This window comes from Stenotrophomonas bentonitica (assembly GCF_002887735.1).
Lineage (GTDB): Bacteria > Pseudomonadota > Gammaproteobacteria > Xanthomonadales > Xanthomonadaceae > Stenotrophomonas > Stenotrophomonas bentonitica_A.
The window spans coordinates 428,933-451,627 of sequence record NZ_PKQP01000003.1; the positions used below are offsets into that span (position 1 = coordinate 428,933).

The 22,695-nt window shown below is 67.8% G+C and carries 16 protein-coding genes; 6 read left to right on the plus strand and 10 right to left on the minus strand.

Going from position 1 to position 22,695, the window contains the following annotated elements; translation table 11 throughout:
* Positions 1 to 18: 18 nt before the first annotated feature.
* The 5 genes from C0R07_RS09075 to glyQ form a co-directional block, all read right to left on the minus strand.
* On the minus strand, positions 19 to 2,166 hold the full coding sequence (locus tag C0R07_RS09075) for a S46 family peptidase (protein ID WP_102788720.1): 2,148 nt from the start codon (positions 2,164 to 2,166) through the stop codon (positions 19 to 21).
* Between the two features lie 99 nt (positions 2,167 to 2,265).
* Positions 2,266 to 6,111 (minus strand): translocation/assembly module TamB domain-containing protein, encoded by a 3,846-nt coding sequence (locus C0R07_RS09080; protein ID WP_102788721.1) that lies wholly within the window; start codon positions 6,109 to 6,111, stop codon positions 2,266 to 2,268.
* On the minus strand, positions 6,108 to 7,913 hold the full coding sequence (locus C0R07_RS09085) for an autotransporter assembly complex protein TamA (RefSeq protein WP_019185595.1): 1,806 nt from the start codon (positions 7,911 to 7,913) through the stop codon (positions 6,108 to 6,110). Before C0R07_RS09085 ends, C0R07_RS09080 begins: the two co-directional genes overlap by 4 nt.
* Positions 7,914 to 8,176: 263 nt before the next feature.
* The gene (gene glyS, locus C0R07_RS09090) at positions 8,177 to 10,273 is read right to left on the minus strand and encodes a glycine--tRNA ligase subunit beta (RefSeq protein ID WP_070426245.1); all 2,097 of its coding nucleotides are present in this window, start codon (positions 10,271 to 10,273) and stop codon (positions 8,177 to 8,179) included.
* On the minus strand, positions 10,270 to 11,181 hold the full coding sequence (gene glyQ / locus C0R07_RS09095) for a glycine--tRNA ligase subunit alpha (RefSeq protein WP_102788722.1): 912 nt from the start codon (positions 11,179 to 11,181) through the stop codon (positions 10,270 to 10,272). The genes glyS and glyQ overlap by 4 nt, the downstream gene beginning before the upstream one ends.
* Positions 11,182 to 11,262: 81 nt before the next feature.
* Between glyQ and C0R07_RS09100 the strand changes: the two genes are divergently transcribed.
* The 3 genes from C0R07_RS09100 (at position 11,263) to C0R07_RS09110 (ending at position 14,828) form a co-directional block, all read left to right on the plus strand.
* The gene (locus tag C0R07_RS09100) at positions 11,263 to 13,101 is read left to right on the plus strand and encodes a GspE/PulE family protein (RefSeq protein WP_102788723.1); all 1,839 of its coding nucleotides are present in this window, start codon (positions 11,263 to 11,265) and stop codon (positions 13,099 to 13,101) included.
* Positions 13,073 to 13,792 (plus strand): glutamine amidotransferase, encoded by a 720-nt coding sequence (locus C0R07_RS09105; RefSeq protein WP_102788724.1) that lies wholly within the window; start codon positions 13,073 to 13,075, stop codon positions 13,790 to 13,792. Before C0R07_RS09100 ends, C0R07_RS09105 begins: the two co-directional genes overlap by 29 nt.
* 136 nt (positions 13,793 to 13,928) lie before the next feature.
* Entirely contained in the window at positions 13,929 to 14,828 is a 900-nt protein-coding gene (locus C0R07_RS09110) for a BPSS1780 family membrane protein (RefSeq protein WP_070470085.1), read from the plus strand.
* A 45-nt stretch (positions 14,829 to 14,873) separates the two neighbouring features.
* Here the strand turns inward: C0R07_RS09110 and tatC are convergent, their stop codons facing one another.
* The 4 genes from tatC to C0R07_RS09130 form a co-directional block, all read right to left on the minus strand.
* Positions 14,874 to 15,623 (minus strand): twin-arginine translocase subunit TatC, encoded by a 750-nt coding sequence (gene tatC / locus C0R07_RS09115; protein ID WP_102788725.1) that lies wholly within the window; start codon positions 15,621 to 15,623, stop codon positions 14,874 to 14,876.
* Positions 15,620 to 16,165, minus strand: coding sequence for a Sec-independent protein translocase protein TatB (gene tatB, locus C0R07_RS09120; protein WP_102788726.1), 546 nt, complete (start codon positions 16,163 to 16,165; stop codon positions 15,620 to 15,622). Before tatB ends, tatC begins: the two co-directional genes overlap by 4 nt.
* A gap of 15 nt (positions 16,166 to 16,180) precedes the next feature.
* The gene (tatA, locus tag C0R07_RS09125; protein ID WP_070426251.1) at positions 16,181 to 16,408 is read right to left on the minus strand and encodes a Sec-independent protein translocase subunit TatA; all 228 of its coding nucleotides are present in this window, start codon (positions 16,406 to 16,408) and stop codon (positions 16,181 to 16,183) included.
* A gap of 75 nt (positions 16,409 to 16,483) precedes the next feature.
* Positions 16,484 to 17,380: a lipid-binding SYLF domain-containing protein gene (locus C0R07_RS09130; protein WP_102788727.1), complete on the minus strand. Its 897-nt coding sequence runs from the start codon at positions 17,378 to 17,380 to the stop codon at positions 16,484 to 16,486.
* A gap of 166 nt (positions 17,381 to 17,546) precedes the next feature.
* Here C0R07_RS09130 and hemH point away from each other — a divergent pair, with 166 nt between their 5' ends.
* The 3 genes from hemH (at position 17,547) to C0R07_RS09145 (ending at position 21,519) form a co-directional block, all read left to right on the plus strand.
* Positions 17,547 to 18,509: a ferrochelatase gene (gene hemH / locus C0R07_RS09135; protein WP_102788728.1), complete on the plus strand. Its 963-nt coding sequence runs from the start codon at positions 17,547 to 17,549 to the stop codon at positions 18,507 to 18,509.
* A complete protein-coding gene (locus C0R07_RS09140; RefSeq protein ID WP_102788729.1) occupies positions 18,506 to 19,354 on the plus strand; it encodes an alpha/beta fold hydrolase in 849 nt (282 codons plus the stop codon). The genes hemH and C0R07_RS09140 overlap by 4 nt, the downstream gene beginning before the upstream one ends.
* A gap of 434 nt (positions 19,355 to 19,788) precedes the next feature.
* Complete coding sequence (locus C0R07_RS09145; RefSeq protein ID WP_070470102.1) at positions 19,789 to 21,519, plus strand: methyl-accepting chemotaxis protein; 1,731 nt, start codon at positions 19,789 to 19,791, stop codon at positions 21,517 to 21,519.
* Positions 21,520 to 21,522: 3 nt separating this feature from the next.
* Here the strand turns inward: C0R07_RS09145 and C0R07_RS09150 are convergent, their stop codons facing one another.
* Positions 21,523 to 22,479 carry a D-2-hydroxyacid dehydrogenase family protein gene (locus C0R07_RS09150; protein WP_070470104.1) on the minus strand — a complete coding sequence of 319 codons (957 nt, stop codon included), beginning with the start codon at positions 22,477 to 22,479 and terminating at the stop codon, positions 21,523 to 21,525.
* Positions 22,480 to 22,695 lie beyond the last annotated feature (216 nt).

Consider the following 22,695-nt stretch of genomic DNA (forward strand, 5'->3'; position numbering starts at 1 on the left):
AGGGCCGGCCGGCGTCGCTTACTCGGCGGGGACGCCCATTTCCTTCAACAGCTCCGGCGCCGGGTAGACCTTGGCCAGCAGCCAGCGCAGGTAGCGCATGTCCACGTGCACCGCGCGCTTGAAGCGCGGGTCGAACCACCAGCTGGCGCTGACCGACTCCCAGTTGCTGTCGAAGTTGAGGCCGATCAGCTCGCCCTTGGCATTGAGCACCGGCGAGCCGGAGTTGCCGCCGGTGGTGTCCAGGTTGGTCAGGAAGTTGACCGTCTGGGTCTTGAGCACCGGGTCGGCGGTGGAGCCGAAATCGCCCTTGGCGATCGCGGCCAGCAGCGGCTTGGGCGCATCGAACGGGTAGGCGTTGGTGTTCTTCTCCACGATCCCGGCCACGGTGGTCACCGGGTCGAAATGCACGGCATCGCGCGGCGAGAGCGCCTCGACCTTGCCGTAGCTGATGCGCAGCGTACGGTTGGCGTCGGGGTACACCGCGCGGCCCTGCTTGGCCCGCCAGGCGAACAGCGCCTGCATGTAGGCCGGGCGCAGGCGCAGCTGCTCGCCCTCGCGGGTCTTGCGCTCGTCATCCAGGCGCAGCTGCGCGGCCACCAGCGGTCCGGCCATGTCGATCAGCGGATCGCGCGCCAGTGCCTTGCCCTGCTGTGCGGCGGCAAATCGCGACAGGCGCTCGGCTTCGTCGCCCAGGCGGGTGCTGGCGTACAGCGTATCCAGGGTCTTGGCCAGCGCAGCCGGGGTACGGCCGAAGGCAGCGTCGAACTCGGGCACGCGCTGCGCGTCGGGCAGCTGCTGGTAACGGGTCAGCAGCGTGGTCAGCAGGGCTTTTTCGATGGCCGGATCATAGCGGCGCTGGACCTGCTTGAGCACGCCTTCGATCAGCGCCAGATCGCGCTGCTGGTAGCCGCTGTCGCGCTCGGCATCGGGCTTGGCCGATTCGATGCGCAGGCGCTCCAGGGTCAGTGCCGAGCGCAGCAGCTGGCTCTGCGCCGCCATCAGGTCGAGCAGCAGGTCGCGCTCGCCCACCGAGGCACCGCTGGACAGCGAGGTCAGCAGCGACTGGATGTCGCCCTGGTAACGCGCGTCCGTGGCCTGCAGCATCGCCGCTTCATCCGCGGCGCGCTGGGCCTTGGCATCGCTGCGCAGCAGGCCTTCCAGCTCGCCGGCGGCACGCTTGCGGTTGTTCTTCAGCGACTGCAGCTGCGAGGCGTACCGGGTACGCGCCTGCGCGTCCTTGGCACTGGCCGACTCGATGGTGTCGATCATCTGCTGGAACACCGACACGCGGCGCGGCAGCACCGCATCGATCTGGCTGGCGAATTCGGCGGCGGTGCGATGGCGGTAGGTGATGCCCGGGTAACCGGCCAACATCGCGTAATCGCCGGTCTTCGGGCCGTCGATCGCCATCTTCAGGTGCGCCGGCGGGTGGTAGGGCACGTTGTCCACGCTGTACGGCGCAGGCTTGCCGTCCTTGCCGACGTAGGCACGCAGCAGGGTGAAATCGCCGGTGTGGCGCGGCCACATGAAGTTGTCGATCTCATCGCCGTAGTTGCCGATCGCGCGCGGCGGCGCGTAGACCAGGCGCACATCGCTCAGTTCGAGCTGGCGGATGCGGTAGAAATCGGTGCCGTAGTACATGTCCGCCACGCTGCAGCGGATGTTGCCTTCCTTCTCGCACTCGGCCACCAGCTGCTTGCTGGCGCGGTCCACGGCATCGAAGTACGCCCGCCCGGTCTTGCCGCGCGCATCGCGCAGCACCTCATCGGTGACCTTGTCGAACCCGACCGTGACCAGCACGCGGAAATCCGGATTGGCCGCGCGCTCGTCGCTGCGGCCCTTGGCGATGAAACCGTCGTTGATCAGGTTGTGCTCGGGCGAGGTGTTGTACTGGATCACGCCCATGGCCACGTGGTGGTTGGTCAGCAGCAGACCATCGTCGGAGACGAATGAACCAGTGCCGCCCCCGGCCCGCACCACCGCGCTCAGCGGGGGCGCCGTAACGTTGGCCAGGTCGCCCGGGTTGCCCTTGAAGCCGGCCGCCTTCAGCGGTTTGGCCAGGTCCGGCAGCTGGGTCGGCATCCACATGCCTTCGTCGGCATGGGCGCCGGCGGCGAGGGTCAGGCCAAGCGCCAGCGCGGCGGTGAGGGGTTTGCGTGAAGACATGGGCACTTCCGGTACGTCAGAACAGCCCGAGACCTTAGCCACTGAGGCCCGGCAGGGCAACGGCCGATGGTCAGGGGCACCTGAACCACCGGCCGCGGCTTACTTCTCCCGCCGCCAGTTCAGCGACCCACGGTTCTCCACCGTGCTCGATTCCAGCTCCACATCGAAGCCACGCCGCAGCAGGTACTTCAGCGTCAGTACCGAACCACTGCCGACCAGCGAGACGCCGTAGCCGATGTAGAGCTTGGGCGAGATGTACTTGCCGAAGCCGATCACCGAGCCGCCCAGCGCGCGCGACTGGCTCACGCCGGCATCGTCCAGGCCGAGCTTGGCCCCCAGCTGGGAAGCGAGCAGGCCACTGCCGGCCGACAGCGCCGCCGAGGCCGCGTTGACCTGCTGGGCCTGGTCGCTGCTGGCACCGGTGAGGCTGCGGCCCAGCACCAGGTAGGCCAGTGCTTCGGACTGCGACATGGCCGGGTCCGACCACACGTCCACGCGCGGCGACTGCGCCCGCCCGGTTACATCGATACCGGCAGTGATGTCGCCGACGGTGCGCTGGGCACGGATGTTGATGCGCGGATCGGAGACCGCGTTGTAGTTCCAGTTCAAGTTGCCGCGGGTGATGGTCAGGTCCTGGCCGTAGGCCTTGTAGCGGCCACTGACTTCGAGCCCGCCGTTGGCGGTCATCTCGCGTCCGGGGCGCGCCCACACCTGCATCTTGCCGGTCAGCGCGCCCTTCAACCCGAACCCGGCCATCTTGACCTGGTCGCCCAGGCTGACGGTCAGGTCCATGTCCAGCGGCGAACTGGGGCCCTCTTCCGGATCGACCGGGTCCAGCACCACCACGTCTTCGGAGACCGAGGTACCGCGATCCAGGCGCTCCAGGTCCAGGTCTGCTTCGGGCACATGCACCGTGCCGCGCAGCTGCATCGCGCTGCCGGCCAGGGTGAAGTCCAGGTTGGGGTTGGCCACCACGCGCAGTTCGCTGGTATTGGCCAGCAGCACGTTCTCGCCGTGGATATGCAGCTGCAGCGGCTGCGCGTCACCGAACCAGGACAGCCCGCCGTCGACGTACAGCGTGCCCTTGCCGGAGTTGGCCTGGGCGGTGATCTTGGCCGAGCCATCCGGCTGCGCGGTGAAGCTGCCCTTGCCTTCGGCGAAGGTCAGGCCCAGCGCGGGGAACTCGCCATTGAACTTGCTCAACGTGGCTTCGCCCCCCAGCGAGGGCGTGCCACGGGTACCGCGCAGGCTGACGTGGCCTTCGATCAGCCCGGTCGGGCGCACGATGTCCGGGGAGAACAGTTCGAGCCAGTACAGGCGCGCGATGTTCATGTAGAGCTCGCCGGTCAGCGGTGCGTTGGCATCCCAGCCGGTCTGCACCTTGGCATCCACGAAGCCATCGCCCTGGAAGCCGACACCGAGCTTGGCGTTGATCTGCTGCGGGGTCATCTCCAGGTTCACCGAGAACTGGTCGTAGCGCACCAGCTCGCCACGCGCGTTGTCGCCCAAGCGTACCCCGCCTTCGCGCGAGGTGACCGAGGCACTGCCTTCCCACGCGTTGCCGCGCGGGCGGATGCGCCCGTCCAGATTCACTTCACCGCGCATGAAGATGCGGCGGCCGGACTGCGGCGGCAGCCAGGGCTGCACCAGCGCCAGCGGCAATGCATCGCCACGTACGAGCAGGCCTTCGCGCGGCCAGTTCGCGCTGGCGCACAGCGCACCACCGGTGGCCGCCCCCAGGCAGGCATCGCTCAGGGTGACGTTGCTGCCCTGCACGCTGAAGGTGGCCGGTGCACGCAGGCTCCAGGCATCGCCCTTCATCGGTGCGATGCGCAGCGCGGTCAGGTCACCGCGCCAGGCTTGGCCCTGCTGGCGCACACCGCCCTGCAGCGCAACGGCACCAAGTTCGTTTTTCGTCTGCGCATCCACGCGCAGGTTTGACAGGCTGCCGCGCGCATCCACGTTGAGCGTGTCCAGCAGCATGCCCACCTGCAGCTTGCTGCCCTGCACCGCCAGCGTGCCGCTGTCGCCCTGCCATGGTAGGCGGCCCTTGATGCTGATCGCCTCGGCGCTCCAGTCGTCCCAGCGCAGGCCACTACCGACCAGATCGGCGGTGATGTCCGGTGCGGTACGGGCGCCCTTGATCAGCACGTGGCCGCGCAGGCTGCCGGTGCTGTTGGGCAACAGGTCCGCCAGCTGCACCGGTTCCAGCTGTGCATCGATATCCAGGCGGTCACCGACCGAGCCCTTGGCGGTCAGGCGGCTGTTGCCCAGCGCGAGCCTGAGGTTGCCCTCGCCCTGCTCGCCGCGCAGGGCGAACCTGCCCTGTGCATCCAGCGCGCGCTTGCGCAGCGTGCCCTTGATGCCAGGTACATCGACGGTGGCTTCGTAGCTGCCGGCGGTACCGGCCGGACTGCCGGCGGGCGGCGGCAACTGGCGGCCCTTCGATGCAAACGAACCGGACAGTTTGCCGTCCCAGCCCGGCGCGAAGTAACCCGGATCGAAGCCGGCCAGTTTGGCGGCGACGTCCCAATCCAGCTGCGGTGCCCAGGCGACCTGGCCGGTTACATCCAGCGAGCCGCCCGGCGTGCTGGCCTGCAGCTGCTTGATCACGGCGGCCTGGTCGTTGCCGCGCACGTCGAACGTCAGGTCGGCGACCTGTTTCTCGCGCTCAACCGAGGCACGGCCAACCGCCGCCCAGGCCTTCAGCGTGCCGGCCAGGCCCATGCGCGCTTCCTTGAGCGTCACCGGCACCGGCGCAGCGGCGCCCGGGGTGGTGGTATCGGCGGCGGGCACGAAGGTCAGGTCGTTGGCGACGACGGAGAACCGCAGGCTCGCGTTTTCCTTGTCGGTGAAATCCGCGATGCCTTCCAGCCGCGCCTGGCCACCGAAGCCCTTCACCTGCAGCGGCGCCACGGTCAGCACCTGGTCGGCCAGGCCGACCTTGGAGGGCGCCAGTTCCACCGCGATGTCGCCCTGCTTGAAGCTGCCCTGCAGATTGGCCTGGCCGCCCTTGCCGTCGGCCTGCACATCCAGCGCCATCGGCGTGCTGGTGCTCGCGTCCATCCCCGGCACCAGCAGTGCCAGGTCGAGTTCCTTGCTGCGTGCGGTGAGTTTCCAGACCGGATCGGTGCGGCCATCAAAGACCAGGCTGGCCTGCAGCGGCGCCGGTGCGTTGCCGGCGATCGCCACTTCCATGTGCCCCAGGTCGCCGCGTGCGACCAGCCCCAGCCGCGCCGGGGTACGCCCGCGCGGGGCCGGCATCAGCGCGCCGATGGTGATGTCGGTGTCGTAATCGCTGCGCGGCAGATAACGGCCGTCCACGCGGAAATCGCCCATGTCGCTGTCGACCTTGAGCTGGGTCGCGCGGAATTCGCCATTGGCGATCTCCACGCCACCGCGCACCTTGGCGATGTCGATCAGCGGCTGCTGCGCCTGGGTGATGCGGAAGCCATCGATGATGACCGTGTCGGCCTGGATCGCCAGGGGCATTTCGATCTGCGGCAGCGAGTCCGGCCAGGAGGGCAGCTCGAACGGCTCATCGCTCTTGGCCAGGTTCAGCGTCGCGTTCTTGATCTGCAGGGCATCGAGCTGCAGCTTGCGACCCAGCAGGGGGCGGATGTCCGGATCCAGATAGGCGCGCTCGGCGGTGAAATGGATATCGTCGTAGCGGAAGTCCAGATCGTGCAGCACCAGCGGCCCGGCGACGGGACCATCCACCTTGCTCCACGTCAGCGACGCGCCGACCGGCAAGCGCGCGACCACCTGCGCCAGCAGCACATCGCGGCCGGCCACGGTCTGCAGCAGCCAGTACACCAGCAGCAGCGCGAGCAGCACCAGGCCGAGCACGGTGAAGCCGGACCACGCCCAGAAGCGGCGCCTGCGGTAGAAACGCACGCGCGGCGGCGGCGGGGTGGCGGGTGCGGAAGGCGTCGGCGTGCTCACAGGTCCGCTCCGATGTTCAGGTACAGCTGGAACTGCGAATCCGGGTTGTTCAGGCCGTGCGCGATATCCACGCGCACCGGGCCCACCGGCGATTTCCAGCGCACGCCGAAGCCCACGCCGGTGTGCAGGTCGATGGTGTTGTCGAACGCGCTGCCGGTATCGACGAACACCGCCGCGCCCCACGGCCCGCCCTTGAAGTAATGCTCATACTCGGCCGAGCCGACCACCAGGTTCTTCGCGCCGAGCGCGTACTTGTCCGGCGGTGCGGTGCGCGGGCCGACTTCGCGGAAGGCATACCCGCGGATGCTGCGGTCGCCACCGGCGAAGAAGCGCAGGCTCGGCGGCATCGCCACCAGGTCGCTGGTCCAGGTGGTGCCGCCTTCGCCGCGCAGGATCAGGCGGTCGGTGTCGCCGATCGGCACATACCAGCGCAGCACCATGTTGGCCTGCACGAAGCTGGTGTCCGAGCCGGCGCCTTCGATGCCGCCGCGCAGCGTCGCGCTGCCACTCAGGCCACGACGCGGGAACATTTCATCGTCAACGTTGACGTAGTCGGCCACCAGCTGCGGGTAGACCAGCGTGGAGGTGTTGTAGACCGCATCGGTGAACTCGGTGCCCGAAGCGTAACGCCAGCGCTCGCGCAGGGCGTTGATCGAGGCGATCGCGGTCCAGTACTCGTTGATCTCACCGCTGCGGCTGGCCGACAGCTTGAAGTTGCGGAGGTCGATGTAATCGGTCTGCTCGTCATACGCGCTGGCGGTGAACGCATACCAGCCATCGAGCCAGTTGAAGGCCGGAATGCGGTAGCTGGTGACCAGGCTCTTGCGCTTCTGCGCATAGTCGAGCTGGGTGTTCATCTTGTGCCCGCGGCTGTTGAGGAAACGCCGCTCCAGACCGCCGCGCACACCGGCGCCACTCTCGCTGCCGTAGCTCAGGCCGGCCGTGTAGATCGTGCGCTTGGCGCGGGTAAGGTTGACGTCCACCGGCACATCGCCGTTCTCATCGGCCTGGTCCGGGCGCGGCTGGATGTCGATCACGCTGAAGTAATCCAGCTTGGTCAGTGATTCGCGCAGGCGGTCCAGCTTGCCTTCGTGGAAGTAGCTGCCTTCGTCCCAATAGACCAGCGGGTCGAACAGCTTGTCGACGAAGTAATCCTGGTGGAAGCGGATTTCGCCCATGTTGTAGCGGCGGCCGCTGTCCCAGGTGAGATCGACGTCGGCCGCGTTCTCGGCACGGGTGATCTGGACCTGGCGCTGGGTGAAGTCGGCATCGAAGTAACCACGTTCGGCCAGGCGCCGGGTCACCCGGATCTTGCTGGCTTCGTACTCGGTGTGTTCGAAGCGCTGGCCCTTGCGCGGCTTGAAGTTCTCCAAGTCTTCCTGGAGGTACTGGTCCAGCTGGGCCGGGCCGGTGATGTCGATGTGCTCGCGACGGACCACGGTCGGCGGGCCCTTGTCGACCTGGATCACCACGCGCAGGTTCTCGCCTTCGCGGGGGCTTTCTACCGTGATGGTCGGGTTGTAGTAGCCGAACGGTTCCAGCGCCTCGCGGGTCTGGCGCTCGGCCTGGGACAACAGGTACTCCAGCCGCGACTCGCCCTGGACCTTGCCGATGGTGTCGTACAGGGACAGCGAGACCTCGATGTTCTCGATCATCTCGGCGTCGTCGCCCTTGTCCAATCCTTTGATGTCCACTTTCTCGATGGTCCCCCGTGCATGTGCCACCGAGACGGTGGCAAAGGACAGGAACATCAGCGGAAGGGCGAATTTCGTTGGCTGCATGGCGACAGCATAACGGGCCATCGCGAGCATGCGAAATCGGCGTGGCTGTTTCAGAACGGCGGTGAAGAAGCCGTTAAATTCCGCGAGAAAGTCGCTTGCATCACACGCGGCGAGATCGATGACAACACGTCATCGGACAGAAGCGTCCGCGACACCGGGGCGACACCAAATGACGCTTCCGGCACGAGTATCGGAGCACGCCGCCCTCCCGGAAGCGCAGAAGGCGCGAACAGCCGAAGCCGTCGCGCCTTCCGGTCCACCGTGGGGCGCGCGGCCCCGCCGCGTCAGTTGGACAGGTGTTCGATCGCCGCCACGCTGCCCAGGCGGTCGCCCAGGCGCTTGAGCAGGGCCAGGCGATTGGCCCGCAGCGCGGGATCCTCGGCATTGACCATCACCGCATCGAAGAACGCGTCCACCTGCGGGCGCAGGCGCGCCAACCGGTTCAACACGCTCACGTAGTCCTTCTGGTGCAGGCTGGCGTTGCTGTCATCGATGGCCGCTTCCACCGCTTCGGCCAGTTCGCTCTCGGCCGGCTCGGCCAGCAGCGCCGGGTCGATCATGCCCGGGATCGCGCCCTCGGCCTTGCGCAGGATGTTGCGGATGCGCTTGTTGGCCGCGGCCAGTGCTTCCGCTTCCGGCAGCGCGGCAAAGGTGCCGATGGCATCGATGCGGCGGTCGAAGTCGTACAGCGAGACCGGCTTCAGCTCGGCGACCGCGTTGAAGTGCGTGGCCGGCACGCCCTTGTCGGCGTAATAGCCGCGCAGACGATCGATCACGAAGTCGTACAGCTCCTGCGGCAGCGCCTCGGTCTTGCGCTCGGCACTGGGCTGCACGCCCGCCGGCAGACCGGCGATGGCGGTGGCGACCAGCGCGCGCAGATCCAGATCGAACCCGCTCTCGATCACCGTGCGGGCCAGGCCCAGCGCATTGCGGCGCAGCGCGAACGGATCCTTGTTGCCGGTCGGCTTCAGGCCTGCGGCAAAGCCACCGGCCAGCGTGTCCAGGCGCTCGGCGATGGCCAGCACCTTGCCCAGCGGCGACAGCGCGATGTCATCGCCACCGAAGCGCGGCTGGTAGGCCTCGTCGATGGCCAGCGCCACCTCCGGCGACTCGCCGCCGACCACGGCGTAATGCCGGCCGGCGATGCCCTGCAGTTCCGGGAACTCGTTGACCATGCGCGACTGCAGGTCGTTCTTGGCCAGCAGCGCCGCGCGCTTGGCCAGCACCGGGTCCACGCCGACCTGCGGCGCGATGGCCTCGGCCAGTGCGGCCACGCGGGCGACCTTGTCGGCCACCGAGCCCAGCTTGGCCTGGTAGGTGACGGTCTTCAGGCCGTCGCCCATGGCGTCCAGGCCCTGCTTCAGATCTTCGTCGAAGAAGAACTTGGCATCGGAGAAACGCGGACGGATCACGCGCTCGTAGCCCTTGGCCACTTCGGCCACGTCCTTGGATTCGATGTTGGCGATGCCGATGAACTTCTCGGTCAGCGTGCCGCCGGCATCGAGCACCGGGAAGAACTTCTGGTTGATCTCCATCGTCTCGATCAGCGCTTCCTGCGGGACCGCCAGGAACTCGCGCTCGAAACTGCACAGCACCGGCGCCGGCCACTCGACCAGGTTGACCACCTGCTCCAGGTTGTCCGGGGTGATGCGCGCCTGGCCGCCGGCCTGCGCGGCCGCCGCGTTCACCTGTTCGACGATGCGCGCGCGGCGCGCGTCGGCATCGACCAGCACGTAGGCGGCCTGCAGCGAGGCGACGTAGTCCTCCGGCGCGCTCAGCCGCACGGTCTTGTCGTGCATGAAGCGATGGCCGCGACTCATGCGGTCGGCCTTCAGGCCCAGCACCTCGGCCTCGATGATGTCCGGGCCGTGCAGCAGCACCAGCCAATGCACCGGGCGGGCGAAGCCGTAGGTGTGGCTGCCCCAGCGCATGGGCTTGGGAATCGGCATCGCCGCGATCGCCTCGCGCAGGATCTCCGGCAACAGCGTCGCGGTGCGCGCGCCCGGCGTGGTGGAGCGGTGCACGAAGCGCTCGCCCTTGGCATCGGTGGTGCGCTCCAGCGCGGTCCAGTCGATCCCGGCCTTGGCGGCGAAGCCCTGCAGCGCCTTGGTCGGCTGACCCTCGGCATCCAGCGCGATGTTCAGGTACGGGCCCAGCACTTCGCTGTGCTGTTCCGGCTGCTCAACGGCCACGCCGGGCAGCAGCACGGCCAGGCGGCGCGGGGTCGACAGCGGCTTGGCATCGCCACGTTCGATGGCCACGCCACGCTTGGTCAGGCCGTCGACGATGCCATCGAAGAAGGCCTGGGCCAGGCCCGGCAGCGCCTTGACCGGCAGTTCTTCGGTACCCAGTTCAATCAGCAGCGGCTGCATCGTGCTCATGCCTGCACCTCCTTGGCGGCGACGGCTTCCAGGCGCTTGGCCTCGTACAGCCTGGCCACGGCCTGGGCCAGCGCGCGCACGCGCAGGATGTAGCGCTGGCGCTCGGTCACGCTGATCGCGCGGCGCGCATCCAGCAGGTTGAAGGCATGGCTGGCCTTGCAGACCTGCTCATAGGCCGGCAGCGGCAGGCCGACATCGACCAGCTTCTGCGCCTCTTTTTCGCAGGCATCGAAGCGATGGAACATTTCATCCACGTCGGCGTATTCGAAGTTGTAGGTGCTCTGCTCGATCTCGTTCTGCAGGTACACATCGCCGTAGGTGACCGGGGTGCCATCCGGACCGTAGGTCCAGATCAGGTCATAGACGTTGTCGCAGTTCTGCAGGTACATGCACAGGCGCTCCAGACCGTAGGTGATCTCGCCGAGCACCGGCTTGCACTCCAGGCCACCGGCCTGCTGGAAATAGGTGAACTGGGTGACTTCCATCCCGTTCAACCACACTTCCCAGCCCAGGCCCCAGGCACCGAGGGTCGGCGATTCCCAGTTGTCCTCGACGAAGCGCAGGTCGTGCACCAGCGGATCGATGCCCAGCGCCTTGAGCGAATCCAGGTACAGCTGCTGGATGTTGTCCGGGCTCGGCTTCATCGCCACCTGGTACTGGTAGTAGCGCTGCAGGCGGTTGGGGTTCTCGCCGTAGCGGCCGTCGGTCGGGCGGCGTGAAGGCTGCACGTACGCGGCGTTCCAGCTTTCCGGACCGATCGAGCGCAGGAAGGTGGCCGGGTGGAACGTACCGGCACCGACCTCCAGGTCCAGCGGCTGGATCAGCACGCAGCCCTGCTGCGCCCAATACTGGTTGAGGGTCTGGATCAGGCCCTGGAAAGTGATCGGAACGTTCGGGATCGCGGACATGCGGCGGATTCTTGCCTGCAGAAGGGGTGCGCTAGTATAGCGACCGACCGCACGGGCCTTCCGTGCCTGGGGAAATGGAGGATGGATCCACGCCTGCCAGCGGCTTATGCCAGCGTCCCTGCCGGGGGCGTGCCCCTGCCGCACGGGCGGCTGGATTTCGACCAGGTCGCCGCGGCCCTGGTTGCCGATGGCCTGGTCGCCGCCGCCGATCTGGAGCGCATCCGCTTTTCCGCCCCGGGCGCACGCAATGCCAGCGAGGTCCACCCGCTGGTGCTGCTGGCCAACCTTAAACTGGGCGCCAGCGCAGGCGGTGAGCTCGGCCTGGAGCGCCTGAGCGAGTGGCTGGCCCAGCGCGCGGGCGTGCGCTACCTGCGGGTGGACCCGACCCGGGTCGACGTCTCGGCGGTCACCGCCCTGGTTTCCCATGCCTATGCCCGCCGCCACCGCTTCCTGCCGCTGGCGGTGGACAGCGAGCGCGTGCTGGTTGCCACCAGCGAGCCGCTGGCCCAGGAGTGGCTGCGCGACCTGCAGCACCTGAGCCGCCGCCGGATTGAGCTGGCGATGGTCAATCCGCTGGATCTGCACCGCTACACCATGGAGTTCTACGGGGTGACGCGCTCGGTGCGCGGCGCCCGTGGCGATGTCCGCGGCGAGACCAGCAGCACCCTGCCCAGCTTCGAGCAGCTGGTCGAACTGGGCCGCGCCGGCGACGTCAACGCCGACGACCAGCACATCGTGCACATCGTGGATTGGCTGCTGCAGTACGCCTACGAGCAGCGCGCCTCGGACATTCATCTGGAGCCACGCCGCGACATGGGCCGCATGCGCTTCCGCATCGATGGCGTGCTGCACAAGGTGTTCGAGGTGCCGCCGGCGGTGATGACCGCCGTGGTCAGCCGCATCAAGGTGCTGGGCCGGATGGACCTGGCCGAGCGTCGCCGCCCGCAGGATGGCCGCATCAAGACCCGTTCGCCGGGCGGGCGCGAAGTGGAGATGCGCCTGTCGACCATGCCCACCGCGTTCGGCGAAAAGTGCGTGATGCGCATCTTCGACCCGGATGCGGCGTTCAAGAGCATCGACCAGCTGGGTTTCAGCCCGCAGGAAGCGGCTGGCTGGAGCGCCCTGGTCGAGCGCCCGCACGGCATCGTGCTGGTCACCGGGCCGACCGGCTCGGGCAAGACCACCACGCTGTATTCCACGCTGAAGCGGCTGGCCACCCCGGACGTGAATGTCTGCACGGTGGAAGACCCGATCGAAATGATCGCCCCGGAATTCAACCAGATGCAGGTGCAGACCAACATCGACCTGGATTTCGCCAGCGGCGTGCGCACCCTGCTGCGGCAGGACCCGGACATCATCATGATCGGCGAGATCCGCGACCTGGAGACCGCGCAGATGGCGGTCCAGGCCTCGTTGACCGGCCACCTGGTGCTGTCCACCCTGCACACCAACGATGCGCCCTCGGCGATCACCCGCCTGCTCGATCTGGGCGTGCCGCATTACCTGCTTGCCTCCACCCTCAACGGGGTGCTGGCCCAGCGCCTGGTGCGCACCCTGTGCACCAGCTGCAAGGTGCCCACGGTGCTCTCGGCCGAGCAATGGGCGGTGCTGACTGATGCCGATGCAGCATTACCTCAGGCGCCCACGCCATATGCACCGGTCGGCTGCATCGACTGCCGACGCACCGGTTTCCTCGGTCGCGTGGGCCTGTATGAGTTGCTGCCATTGGGTTCCAGCCTGCGCCGGCACATCCGCGCGGACATGGATCTGGCCGCCTTCAACCGTGCCGCACGTGCTGAAGGGGTACGAACCCTGCGTCGCGCAGGGCTTGAAAAGGTAGCGGCAGGGCTGACTACAATCGAGGAAGTCCTCTCGGTCCTGCCTCCCCCGGATGAATTCCGCCCCGTTCCTGATTCTTGAAACCGGCCAACCCGTCGCCTCGCTGCGCCGCTACGGGCGGTTTTCGCACTGGATCCGGGTCGCGGCCGGGCTGGATGCCGACGAGACCGTGGTGGTGGATGTCGAGCAGGGCGGCACCCTGCCCAGCCACCGCGATTTTGCCGGCGTGATCGTCAGCGGCTCGGCCGCCTACGTTACCGACCGCGCCGAGTGGAGCGAACGCAGCGCGCAGTGGCTGCGCGAAGCCGCCCACGACGACCGCCCGGTGTTCGGCATCTGCTACGGCCACCAGCTGCTCGCCCACGCGCTGGGCGGCGAAGTCGCCTACAACCCGGCCGGGCGCGAGTCCGGCACGATCGAGCTGGCGCTGGATCCATCGGCGGTGGACGATCCGCTGTTCGGCGGCCTGCCCGCACGCTTCCCGGCCCACGCCACCCACCTGCAGACGGTGCTTCGCGCACCCGAAGGTGCCGCGATCCTGGCGCGCTCGGCGCAGGACAACTGCCATGCCTTCCGCTGGGGCGCGCATGCCTGGGGCGTGCAGTTCCATCCGGAGTTCGCCACCCACCACATGCGTGGCTACGTCCGCGCCCGCGCCGAGTGCATCCGCCAGCACGGCGGGTGCGCGCGCAGCGTCGCCCGCGACGTCAGCGCCGCGCCGCTGGCCCGCCAGCTGCTGCGCCGTTTCGTCCGCCAGGCACGCAACGCCTGAGGCCCGTGCGGGGACGTCATCCGGGCGCAACGCAGCGTCCGCGCCGCGCAGGGCGGCCTTCAGGTCACGCGCCGGGAAAACAGGGATAATCGACCGCAATCGGGCGTTCGCGCCTCCTCCCCTGTCCCGGAATGTTATGAGCGAGATTCGCAAGCTGCCGGCCTCCGCCGGCGCGGAATGGCTGGTGTCGGGTTTCACCCTCCTGCGCAAGGCGCCGCTGGCGCTGGGCCTGCTCGGCGTGATCTGGGCCGTGGCCGCGTTGCTGGTGATGTCGCTGGCGATGGTCAGCCCGGCGCTGAGCACGCTGGCGCAGCTGTTGATGGCACTGGCCGGCCCGCTGTTCTTCGGCGGCCTGGTCTGGGCCGTGCGCGAAGTCGACCAGGGTCGCGTGGCGCAGCCGTCGCACCTGCTGCAGGGCCTGCATGAAGGCCGCGCCTTGAACCTGCTCGCCTCGCTGCTGCCGCAGTTGGTGGCCGGCCTGTTCCTGGGCGTGCTGTTGCTGGTGTTGATCGGCAGCAGCGGCCTGCAACACCTGAGCGAGGTGATGGTGCAGCTCAACGCGATCAGCCAGTCCGGCGCGCAGCCGGACCCGGCGCAGATCGAAGAGTTGATGGCGAGCCTGCCGGCGATGCGCATCCTGCTGTGGCTGGCGCTGGTGGTGGTGACCTTCCTGGCGATGGCGCTGGCGCTGTTCACCCTGCCGCCGCAGGTGATGTTCGAGCACCGCAACGGCCTGCAGGCGATGCGCCTGAGCCTGCGCGCCTGCCTGCACAACGTGCTGGCGATGCTGGTGTTCTTCCTGCTCGCCTTCGTGGCGGTGTTTGCGATCTACTTCGGCGTGATGCTGGTGGCCCTGATCGCGCAGCTGATCGGCGGCACGATGCTCGCGCTGTTCGTGGCGCAGCTGCTGCTGATGGGCGTGGTGATGCCGGTCTTCGCCGGTGCCATCTACACGGCGTGGAAGCAGATGTTCGGCCAGCAGGGTCCGCAGACCCCGCCGCCGATGCCGGGCCCGAACAACGTGTTCGCGGCCTGATCCAAACAGAAAACCCCGGCCTTGGCCGGGGTTTTTGTTTGTGCCTTACTCCGGCTGTTCTTTCCCGCCCGGGCGTGGCACCAGCCAGCGCGCGGCGTGGATGCCCAGTTCGTAGAGCAGGCACATCGGAATGGCCAGCATCAGCTGCGAAACCACGTCCGGCGGCGTCAGCACCGCGGCCAGCACGAAGATGCCGACGATCGCGTAGCCGCGGCCTTCCTTGAACTGCTGCGGCGTGATCCAGCCCAGCAGCACCAGGATCACCATCGCCACCGGCAGCTCGAAGCTGGTGCCGAAGGCGAAGAAGATCGCCAGCACGAAATCCAGGTAAGCGGTCGCATCCGGCGTGATCGCAATCACCTCCGGGCGGAACGTGGTCAGGAAGTGGAACACCGCCGGCAACACCAGGAAATACGCGAACGCGCAGCCCAGATAGAACAGCAGCACCGACGAGGCCAGCAACGGCACCGCCAGGCGTTTTTCGCGGGCATACAGGCCCGGCGCCACGAACGACCACAGCTGGAACAGCAGCCACGGCACGGCGATGAACACCGCCACGAAGAAGGTCAGTTTCAACGGCGCGAAGAAGGCGCCGGCCGGGTTGGTCGCGATCATCGTCTGCCCGTTCGGCAGCTGCGAGATCAGCGGTTCGGCGATCATCGTGTAGATCTGCCGCGAGAACGGCATCAGGCCCAGCAACACCACGCCCAGGCCGATCAACGCGCGCACCAGGCGCGCGCGCAGTTCGATCAGGTGTTCGACCAGCGAACTCTCGTTGCTTTCATGCTCGCTCATCGCGGTGCCTCATCGTTCGGCAGCGTGGGCGCAGGCGTCGGTGGCGCAGTGTGCGTTGACGCCGGCGGGGCCGTCGGCACGTCCGCACGCGGCGCGCTGCCATCGATGCCCGGCGGCGCCATCGCATCACGCGGCGGCTCCACCTCATCGGGGGCCACCACATGCTGGGCCACGCTGGCCGGGGAACCCGGCGCGGGGCCGGTCATCACCGGTTCGTCGTCCGCAGCGGCCGCCGCAATGCCATCGCCATGCTGCGCCACGTCCTGGCGCATCTGCTCGGCCTCGCGGCGCACCGCTTCGCCGCTGGCGCGCAGCTGCGACTCGGTATCGCGTACCGAAGACTTCACATCATCGAACTGGCGCTTGATCTCTTCGGCATGCAGCTCGCGCTCGAGCTCCTGCTTCACCGAATCCCACTGGTTGCGGGCACGGCGTACCCACAACCCGGCGAAGCGGGCCGCCTTGGGCAGCCGCTCGGGGCCGAGCACGACCAGGGCCACCACCGCGATGACCAGCAGTTCACTGAAACCGATATCGAACACGCCAAGCCGCCCGGATCAGCGCGGGTCGCGGTCGTGCTCGGTCTGCGACGTCGTCGTCGAGTCCTGCGGACGCGAGCTGTCGCTGAGCTGCGCGTTCGGCTTGTCCTCGTCGCGCATGCCCTTCTTGAATTCCTTGACGGCGCTGCCAAGGTCCTTGGCGCCGCTGGTCAGTTTCTTGGTGCCGAACACCAGCAGAACGATGACCAGCACGACCAACCAATGCCAGATGCTGAAAGTGCCCATGAGCCGCTCGCGTTACGTAGTGATCAGACGGTTGAGCATAGCGCACCGGCGGTAAGCCGGCGCGCGTGACGAAAGTCAGTTGCCGTCCAGCGATTCGGTACGGACTTCACCGTCACCGACCGGCTGGAAGCCCTGCTGCGGGGCCGGCTGTGCCGGCACGGACTGCAGCGGGGCGGTGGTCGCGCCGGCAGCGGCCGGGGCCGGTGCCTGTTCAGGTCGAACCGGCACGGTGGCCGCGCGCGGCGCCGGGGCGGGGGCCGGGGCACTGCCTGCGGTCCCTCGCTTTTCACGGGCGGTGTAGGTGGCTTCTTCCAGACGGTCACGGAAGGCGACGACATCCACCGACGGCGGCTCGCCGACGCGGCCTTCGAACACCATGCGCGGCGTGGTGTTGCTGCCGTAGGCATCCAGATTGGCGGCATCGTCGATCTGCAGCACGGCGCCATCCAGCGCCACACCGGCGAACAGCCCGCGGGCGCGCGACCAGGACCAGATTTCGGCCTTCAGCTGGCCATCGGTGGCGGCGGCGGCGTTGCGGCCGACCGGACCGGCGGCGACGCCGGCATCGGCGCCCAGGGTGAACTTGCCGTTCACGAGATTGTCCAGGCTGCGGTCGTTGCGGAACACCAGCACCACATCGGAAGACTGCACGCCGGCCTGGAAGCCGATGCTGCCACCGGTGAGCTTCACGAACACCGGGTTGGACCAGCTGCCATCCGGGGTCTTGACCGACATCAGGCCGTGGCCGCGACGTCCGCCGATCACCAGACCGGCCTTGATCGTGTCGGGAATGACGATGACCGCGCGGCCTTCGTCCAGCAGCTTGTCCGGAATGCCCTGCTCGGGGATGTCCTGGATTTCATTCAGGACACGCACCGCATTGCGGGCGCGCTGATCCTCCTGTGGCCCGGCCATCGCCTGGGTTGACAGCAGGCTGGCGGAGATCAGCAGTACAAGGCTGAGACGGCGCATGGTGGGCTCCAGAAGGTCTACGTAGACAAAGATAAAGCAACTGCCCGACGTTAGAAGGCTTGCGATGAATCCGCAATGAGTGATCCGGGCTATCGATATGCGTGCTGGATCGCGTTCATCGTCCAAATCCATCCCGCCAATCGCGCAGACCTGCGAGAATGCCCCCATGCTCGACGCACCCGACACCGCCGTGCTGGCGGTCAATCTAGGCACGCCCGAGACGCCAACCGCCCCGGCGGTGCGTCGCTACCTGGCTGAGTTCCTCAGCGACCCGCGCGTGGTCGCGATTCCGCCGCTGTTCTGGAAACCCTTGCTGTACGGGCTGATCCTGCCGCTGCGCAGCGGTCGTTCGGCGGCCAAGTACGCCCAGGTCTGGCTGCCGGAGGGCTCCCCGCTGATGGTCTACACGCGGCGCTTGGCCGAGGCCATGCAGGGCCTGATGCCCGATCTGCGGGTGCGCCATGCGATGCGCTACGGCACTCCCGCGCTGCCGGCCGAGCTGGACCGGCTGGCCGCCGAGGGCATGAAGCGGATCGTGGTGTTGCCGCTGTATCCGCAGTATTCCACGACCACCACCGCCTCTATCGAGGACCAGGTGCGCGAATGGCAGCCCAGACACCCAGGGGTCACCGTCACCCTGGTGCGCGATTACGCGGTCGATCCGGACTGGGTCGCCGCCGTCGCCGGCAGCATCCGCCAGTGGTGGGAGCAGCATGGCCGCGGCGAGAAGCTGGTGTTTTCCTTCCACGGCATTCCGCAGCGCCTGGCCGACGCCGGCGATCCGTATCCGCAGCGCTGCGAGGCCAGCGCACACGCGATCGCCCAAGCGCTGGAACTGCCCGACGATGCCTGGCAGCTGACCTACCAGTCCCGCTTCGGCCGAGAGAAGTGGCTGCAGCCCTACGCCGAACCCACCCTGTGGGCGATGGCCGAAAACGGCGTGCGCAGCATGGACGTGGTCTGCCCCGGCTTTGCCACTGACTGCCTGGAAACGCTGGAAGAAGTCGCGATGGGCTTTACCGAGACCGTGGCCGAGCGCGGCGCCACGATGCGCTATATTCCCTGCCTCAACGACGCGCAGGCGCATGCACTGGCGCTGTCGCGGCTGAGCATCGCGGCGCTGGCATGACCCTGCAGCCGTTCTCGCTGGCGGTCGCCGGCACTACCGTGGCCGGCCTGCGTTCTGGTGCTGCAGGGGGCACCCGCGTGTTGGCGCTGCACGGCTGGCTCGACAACGCGGCCAGCTTCGTGCCGCTGGCCGCGCAGCTGCCGGATCTGGAGTTGGTGGCGATCGATCTGCCCGGCCACGGCCACAGCGCGCATCTGCCGCCGGGCACGCAATACAACACGCCCGGTGCAATCTGCCACGTACTCGATGTCGCGGATGCACTGGGCTGGGACCGCTTCGTGCTGCTCGGGCATTCGATGGGTGCCGGCATCGCCAGCCTCACCGCAGCAGCTGCCCCGGAACGGGTAGAGCGCTTGGTCGCGATCGAGGCACTCGGCGGCCTGCGCGGTCCGGAGAATGAGACGGCGCAGCGCCTGCGCGAACACGTGCGCGCCGCACGTGCCCTGCCCACCCGCAAGCTGCGTGTGTTTCCCGATCTGGCCGCCCCGATCCGCGCCCGCATGATGGCCAACCAGCTCAGCGAGCCCTGTGCGCGCCTGCTGGTCGAGCGCGGCGTCAAATCTGTTGAAGGCGGTTACAGCTGGTGCAGCGATCAGCGCCTGATGCTGCCCACCGCGATGCGCCTCAGCGAGGCGCAGATCGACGACCTGCTCGCCGCGATCGAATGCCCGACCCAGGTGATCTACGCCACCCCCGCACAGTCGTACTACCCCGAGCCGCTGCGCAGCGAACGCATCGGCCTGCTGCGTGACGGGCAGCTGGCGGTGTTCCCGGGCACGCATCATCTGCACATGGAGCATCCAGACGTGGTGGGCGAGGTAATCCGCCGCTTCCTGGCCGAATGACGCCCCTCGCGTAGGCGCATGTGAGGCGCCAGCACGCGACGGTCCGGCGCGTGCTGCTGGAGCAGAGTGTGGTGACCGGCCGATGTCACGCCGCTCAACTTTTCCATTTCCGGGCCGATACCAAGGACGCAGCCCGCCATGCGCGGTCTGCACTGCCGCTTGCTCCGCCGTTGCGAAGCCGCGTATCCATCAGGGCTTCCAGGGAAGGTCGTAAGCAATGTCGGATTGGCCGCGCCATCGCCCACCGGGCCGCGCCATGCGGGTGGCACCTGCCGCCATGGCACGCATGCATCCTCTTGCACGCGCACCGGCTCTGCGCCCACACCCCTCTCATCCCGCTGCCACGCCCACCGCATTGCCGGTGTCTGGGGTGGCATCCGCCTGTGCGTCTGCGCGCGACGGATTCCCTGCTTTCTACTGATCCTGGAGTCGCTATGTCCGCCATTTCCCACGCCCCGCCCCGTCCGCCGGATCACGTGCTGCGCTCCGCGCTCCGCACCGATACGGTGTGTCTGCTTGCTGCAGGTGTGTTGTTGCTGGTCTCGTTGATCATCGCGGTATGGCAACGACAGCCATGGTCCGTGCTGCCACTCGCGATCGGGGCGGCGCTGCTGTGGGTGCTGGCGACGCGCACCCGGCGACAGGCATTGGCGCTGGTCCGCGCTGAAGAACGCGCCACCTCGGCGGTTGCCGAGCTCACCCAGCGCTACCAGGCCGCGGACGTCGTCCATCAGCACGACAGCCAGGTCCGCCAGGCCCTCGACGTCTCGCGCACCGCGATGATGATCGCCGACAACGATCACGTGATCCGCTACGTCAACCAGTCGGTGGTGACCTTGCTGCGCAACCAGCAGGCCAGCCTGCGCGAGGCCTTTCCGGACTTCGATGCCGAGCGTCTGGTCGGCAGCAGCATCCATCGCTTCCATGCCAATCCGGACCGCATCCGCGCCATCCTCAATACCTTGATGGCCACCCACCATGGCCGCGTCCGGATCGGCCCGGTGCACTTCGCCCAGGTGGTGACGCCGGTCTTCGATGCGCAGGGGCAGCGCCAGGGCTTCGCGGTGGAGTGGCATGACCGCACGCATGAGCTGCTGTTGGAGAACGCGGTGGCGGGCATCGTCGACGCCGCCAGCAAGGGCGATCTTGATCGCCGCCTGCAGGCCACCGATGGCGGCGCCAGTTTCCTCAATGGCCTGACCGGCGGCATCAACCAGCTGCTGGACAGCGTGGGCGGCACGGTCGGTGAAATCCGCCGGATGCTGTCCGCGCTGGCCGACGGGGATCTGGATCAACGCATGCAGGGCGATTTCCATGGCTCGTTCGAGGCCATGCAGCGCGACGCGAACGCAACGGCAGCGCAGCTGACCGCGATGGTGGAGCGCATCAAGCAGTGCACAGGTTCGATCTCGCTGGCCGCCAGTGAGATCGCCAGTGGCAACGATGATCTATCCGAGCGCACCGAGCGCCAGGCCGCGCATCTGGAAGAGACCGCGGCCTCGATGGAGGAACTGACCTCCACGGTGCGCCAGAACGCCGAACATGCACGTCAGGCCAGCTCACTGGCCCACGGTGCGCATGACGTCGCCACGCGCGGCAGCCACGTGGTCAGCCAAGTGGTAACGACCATGGATGGGATCCAGACTGCATCACGCCGGATCGGCGACATCACCCGGGTGATCGACGGCATCGCCTTCCAGACCAATATTCTTGCCCTCAACGCCGCCGTGGAAGCCGCACGCGCAGGTGAGCAGGGTCGCGGCTTTGCGGTGGTCGCCAGCGAGGTGCGCATTCTCGCCCAGCGCTCGGCCGATGCGGCCAAGGAGATCAAGAACCTGATCGACGCCTCCGTGGTGCAGGTCGCCGAGGGCGCGCGCCTGGTGCAGGACGCCGGCCAGACCATGGGCGAGATCGTCAGCAGCGTGGCCAGCGTCAGCGGGATCATGGCCGAGATTTCATCGGCCTCGCAGGAGCAGGCCGCGGGCATCGATCAAGTCAACCAGACCGTGGCGCAGATGGACGACGCCACCCAGCAGAACGCAGCGCTCGTTGAGGAAGCCAGTGCCGCCGCACGCTTGTTGGAAGCGCAGGCGGCCGACCTCACCCAGGCGGTGGCCGTGTTCCGTCACCAGGCCCACCCCGTGCGCCACTCCGCGCTGGCGTGATCCTCAGCCCAGCGTGCGCTGCGGCGTGCGCTGCAGCCAGGCGGCGATGTTCTCGACCGCCTGGCCGAAATAGTCCCGGTAATTGCGCTCGGTGACGTAGCCCAGATGGGGCGTCGCCAAGACGTTGGGTAATGTGCGCAGCGGATGCCCTGCCGGGAGGGGTTCGATGTCGAAGACATCCAGGCCAACACCGGCGATGCGCTTTTCAGTCACGGCATCGATCAACGCCTGCCGATCAACGAGACCGGCCCGCGCGGTATTGATCAGGCACGCGTGCGTCGGCAGACAGGCCAGCGTGTCGGCATCCACGATTCCGCGGCTGCGTTCGCCCAGGACCAGATGCAGCGAGACCACGTCACTGCCGGCGAACAGCGCCTGCTTGGACGTGGCCAATTGCACCCCCGCCGCCGCCGCACGGGCGGCATCGAGATTCGGACTCCATGCACTGACATGCATCCCGAACGCCTGGCCGATCTGCGCTACGCGTTGACCGATCTTGCCCAGCCCCAGCAGTCCCAACCGCGCACCATGCAGGTCACGGCCGACCGTCTGCTGCCACGGTCCATCGCTGCGTAGCGCGTTGACCTCCGGCACCAGTTGACGCATCAGGCCGAGGATCAGCGCCCAGGTCATCTCCACGGCAGGCTCGGGATGGCTGTCGGTGCCGCAGACGATGATCCCCTGTGCTTTCGCTGCCGCGACATCGACCGCCGCATTGCGCATGCCGCTGGTGATCAGCAGGCGGAGACGGGGCAAGCGGGCCAACAGAGCCGCGGTGATGGGTGTGCGTTCGCGCATGACCACCAGGATGTCGGCATCGCCGAGCGCGGCTACCAGTGCATCGCCGGTGTGTGGCGTCGTCAGCGTGCGTACCTGCACCGCCTCGCCGAGCGCGTTCCAGTCGGCATACGCCATCGCGGCGTTCTGGTAGTCGTCGAGAATCACGCAGTTCAGCGCCATGGGGGGTCGTCCATCGTCATCAGCAGCCGTGACGATACGCCCGTGCAGTGGCGCGCTCTACGGACAGACACGACACCTCGCGGCGTGTCGGGCACGCGTTGGACACGCACTTGATCGCGGACATAAAGAAAACCCCGCTGCGTGAGCAGCGGGGTTTTCGGGTAAAAACCCTGGCGATGACCTACTCTCGCATGGCTTAGGCCACACTACCATCGG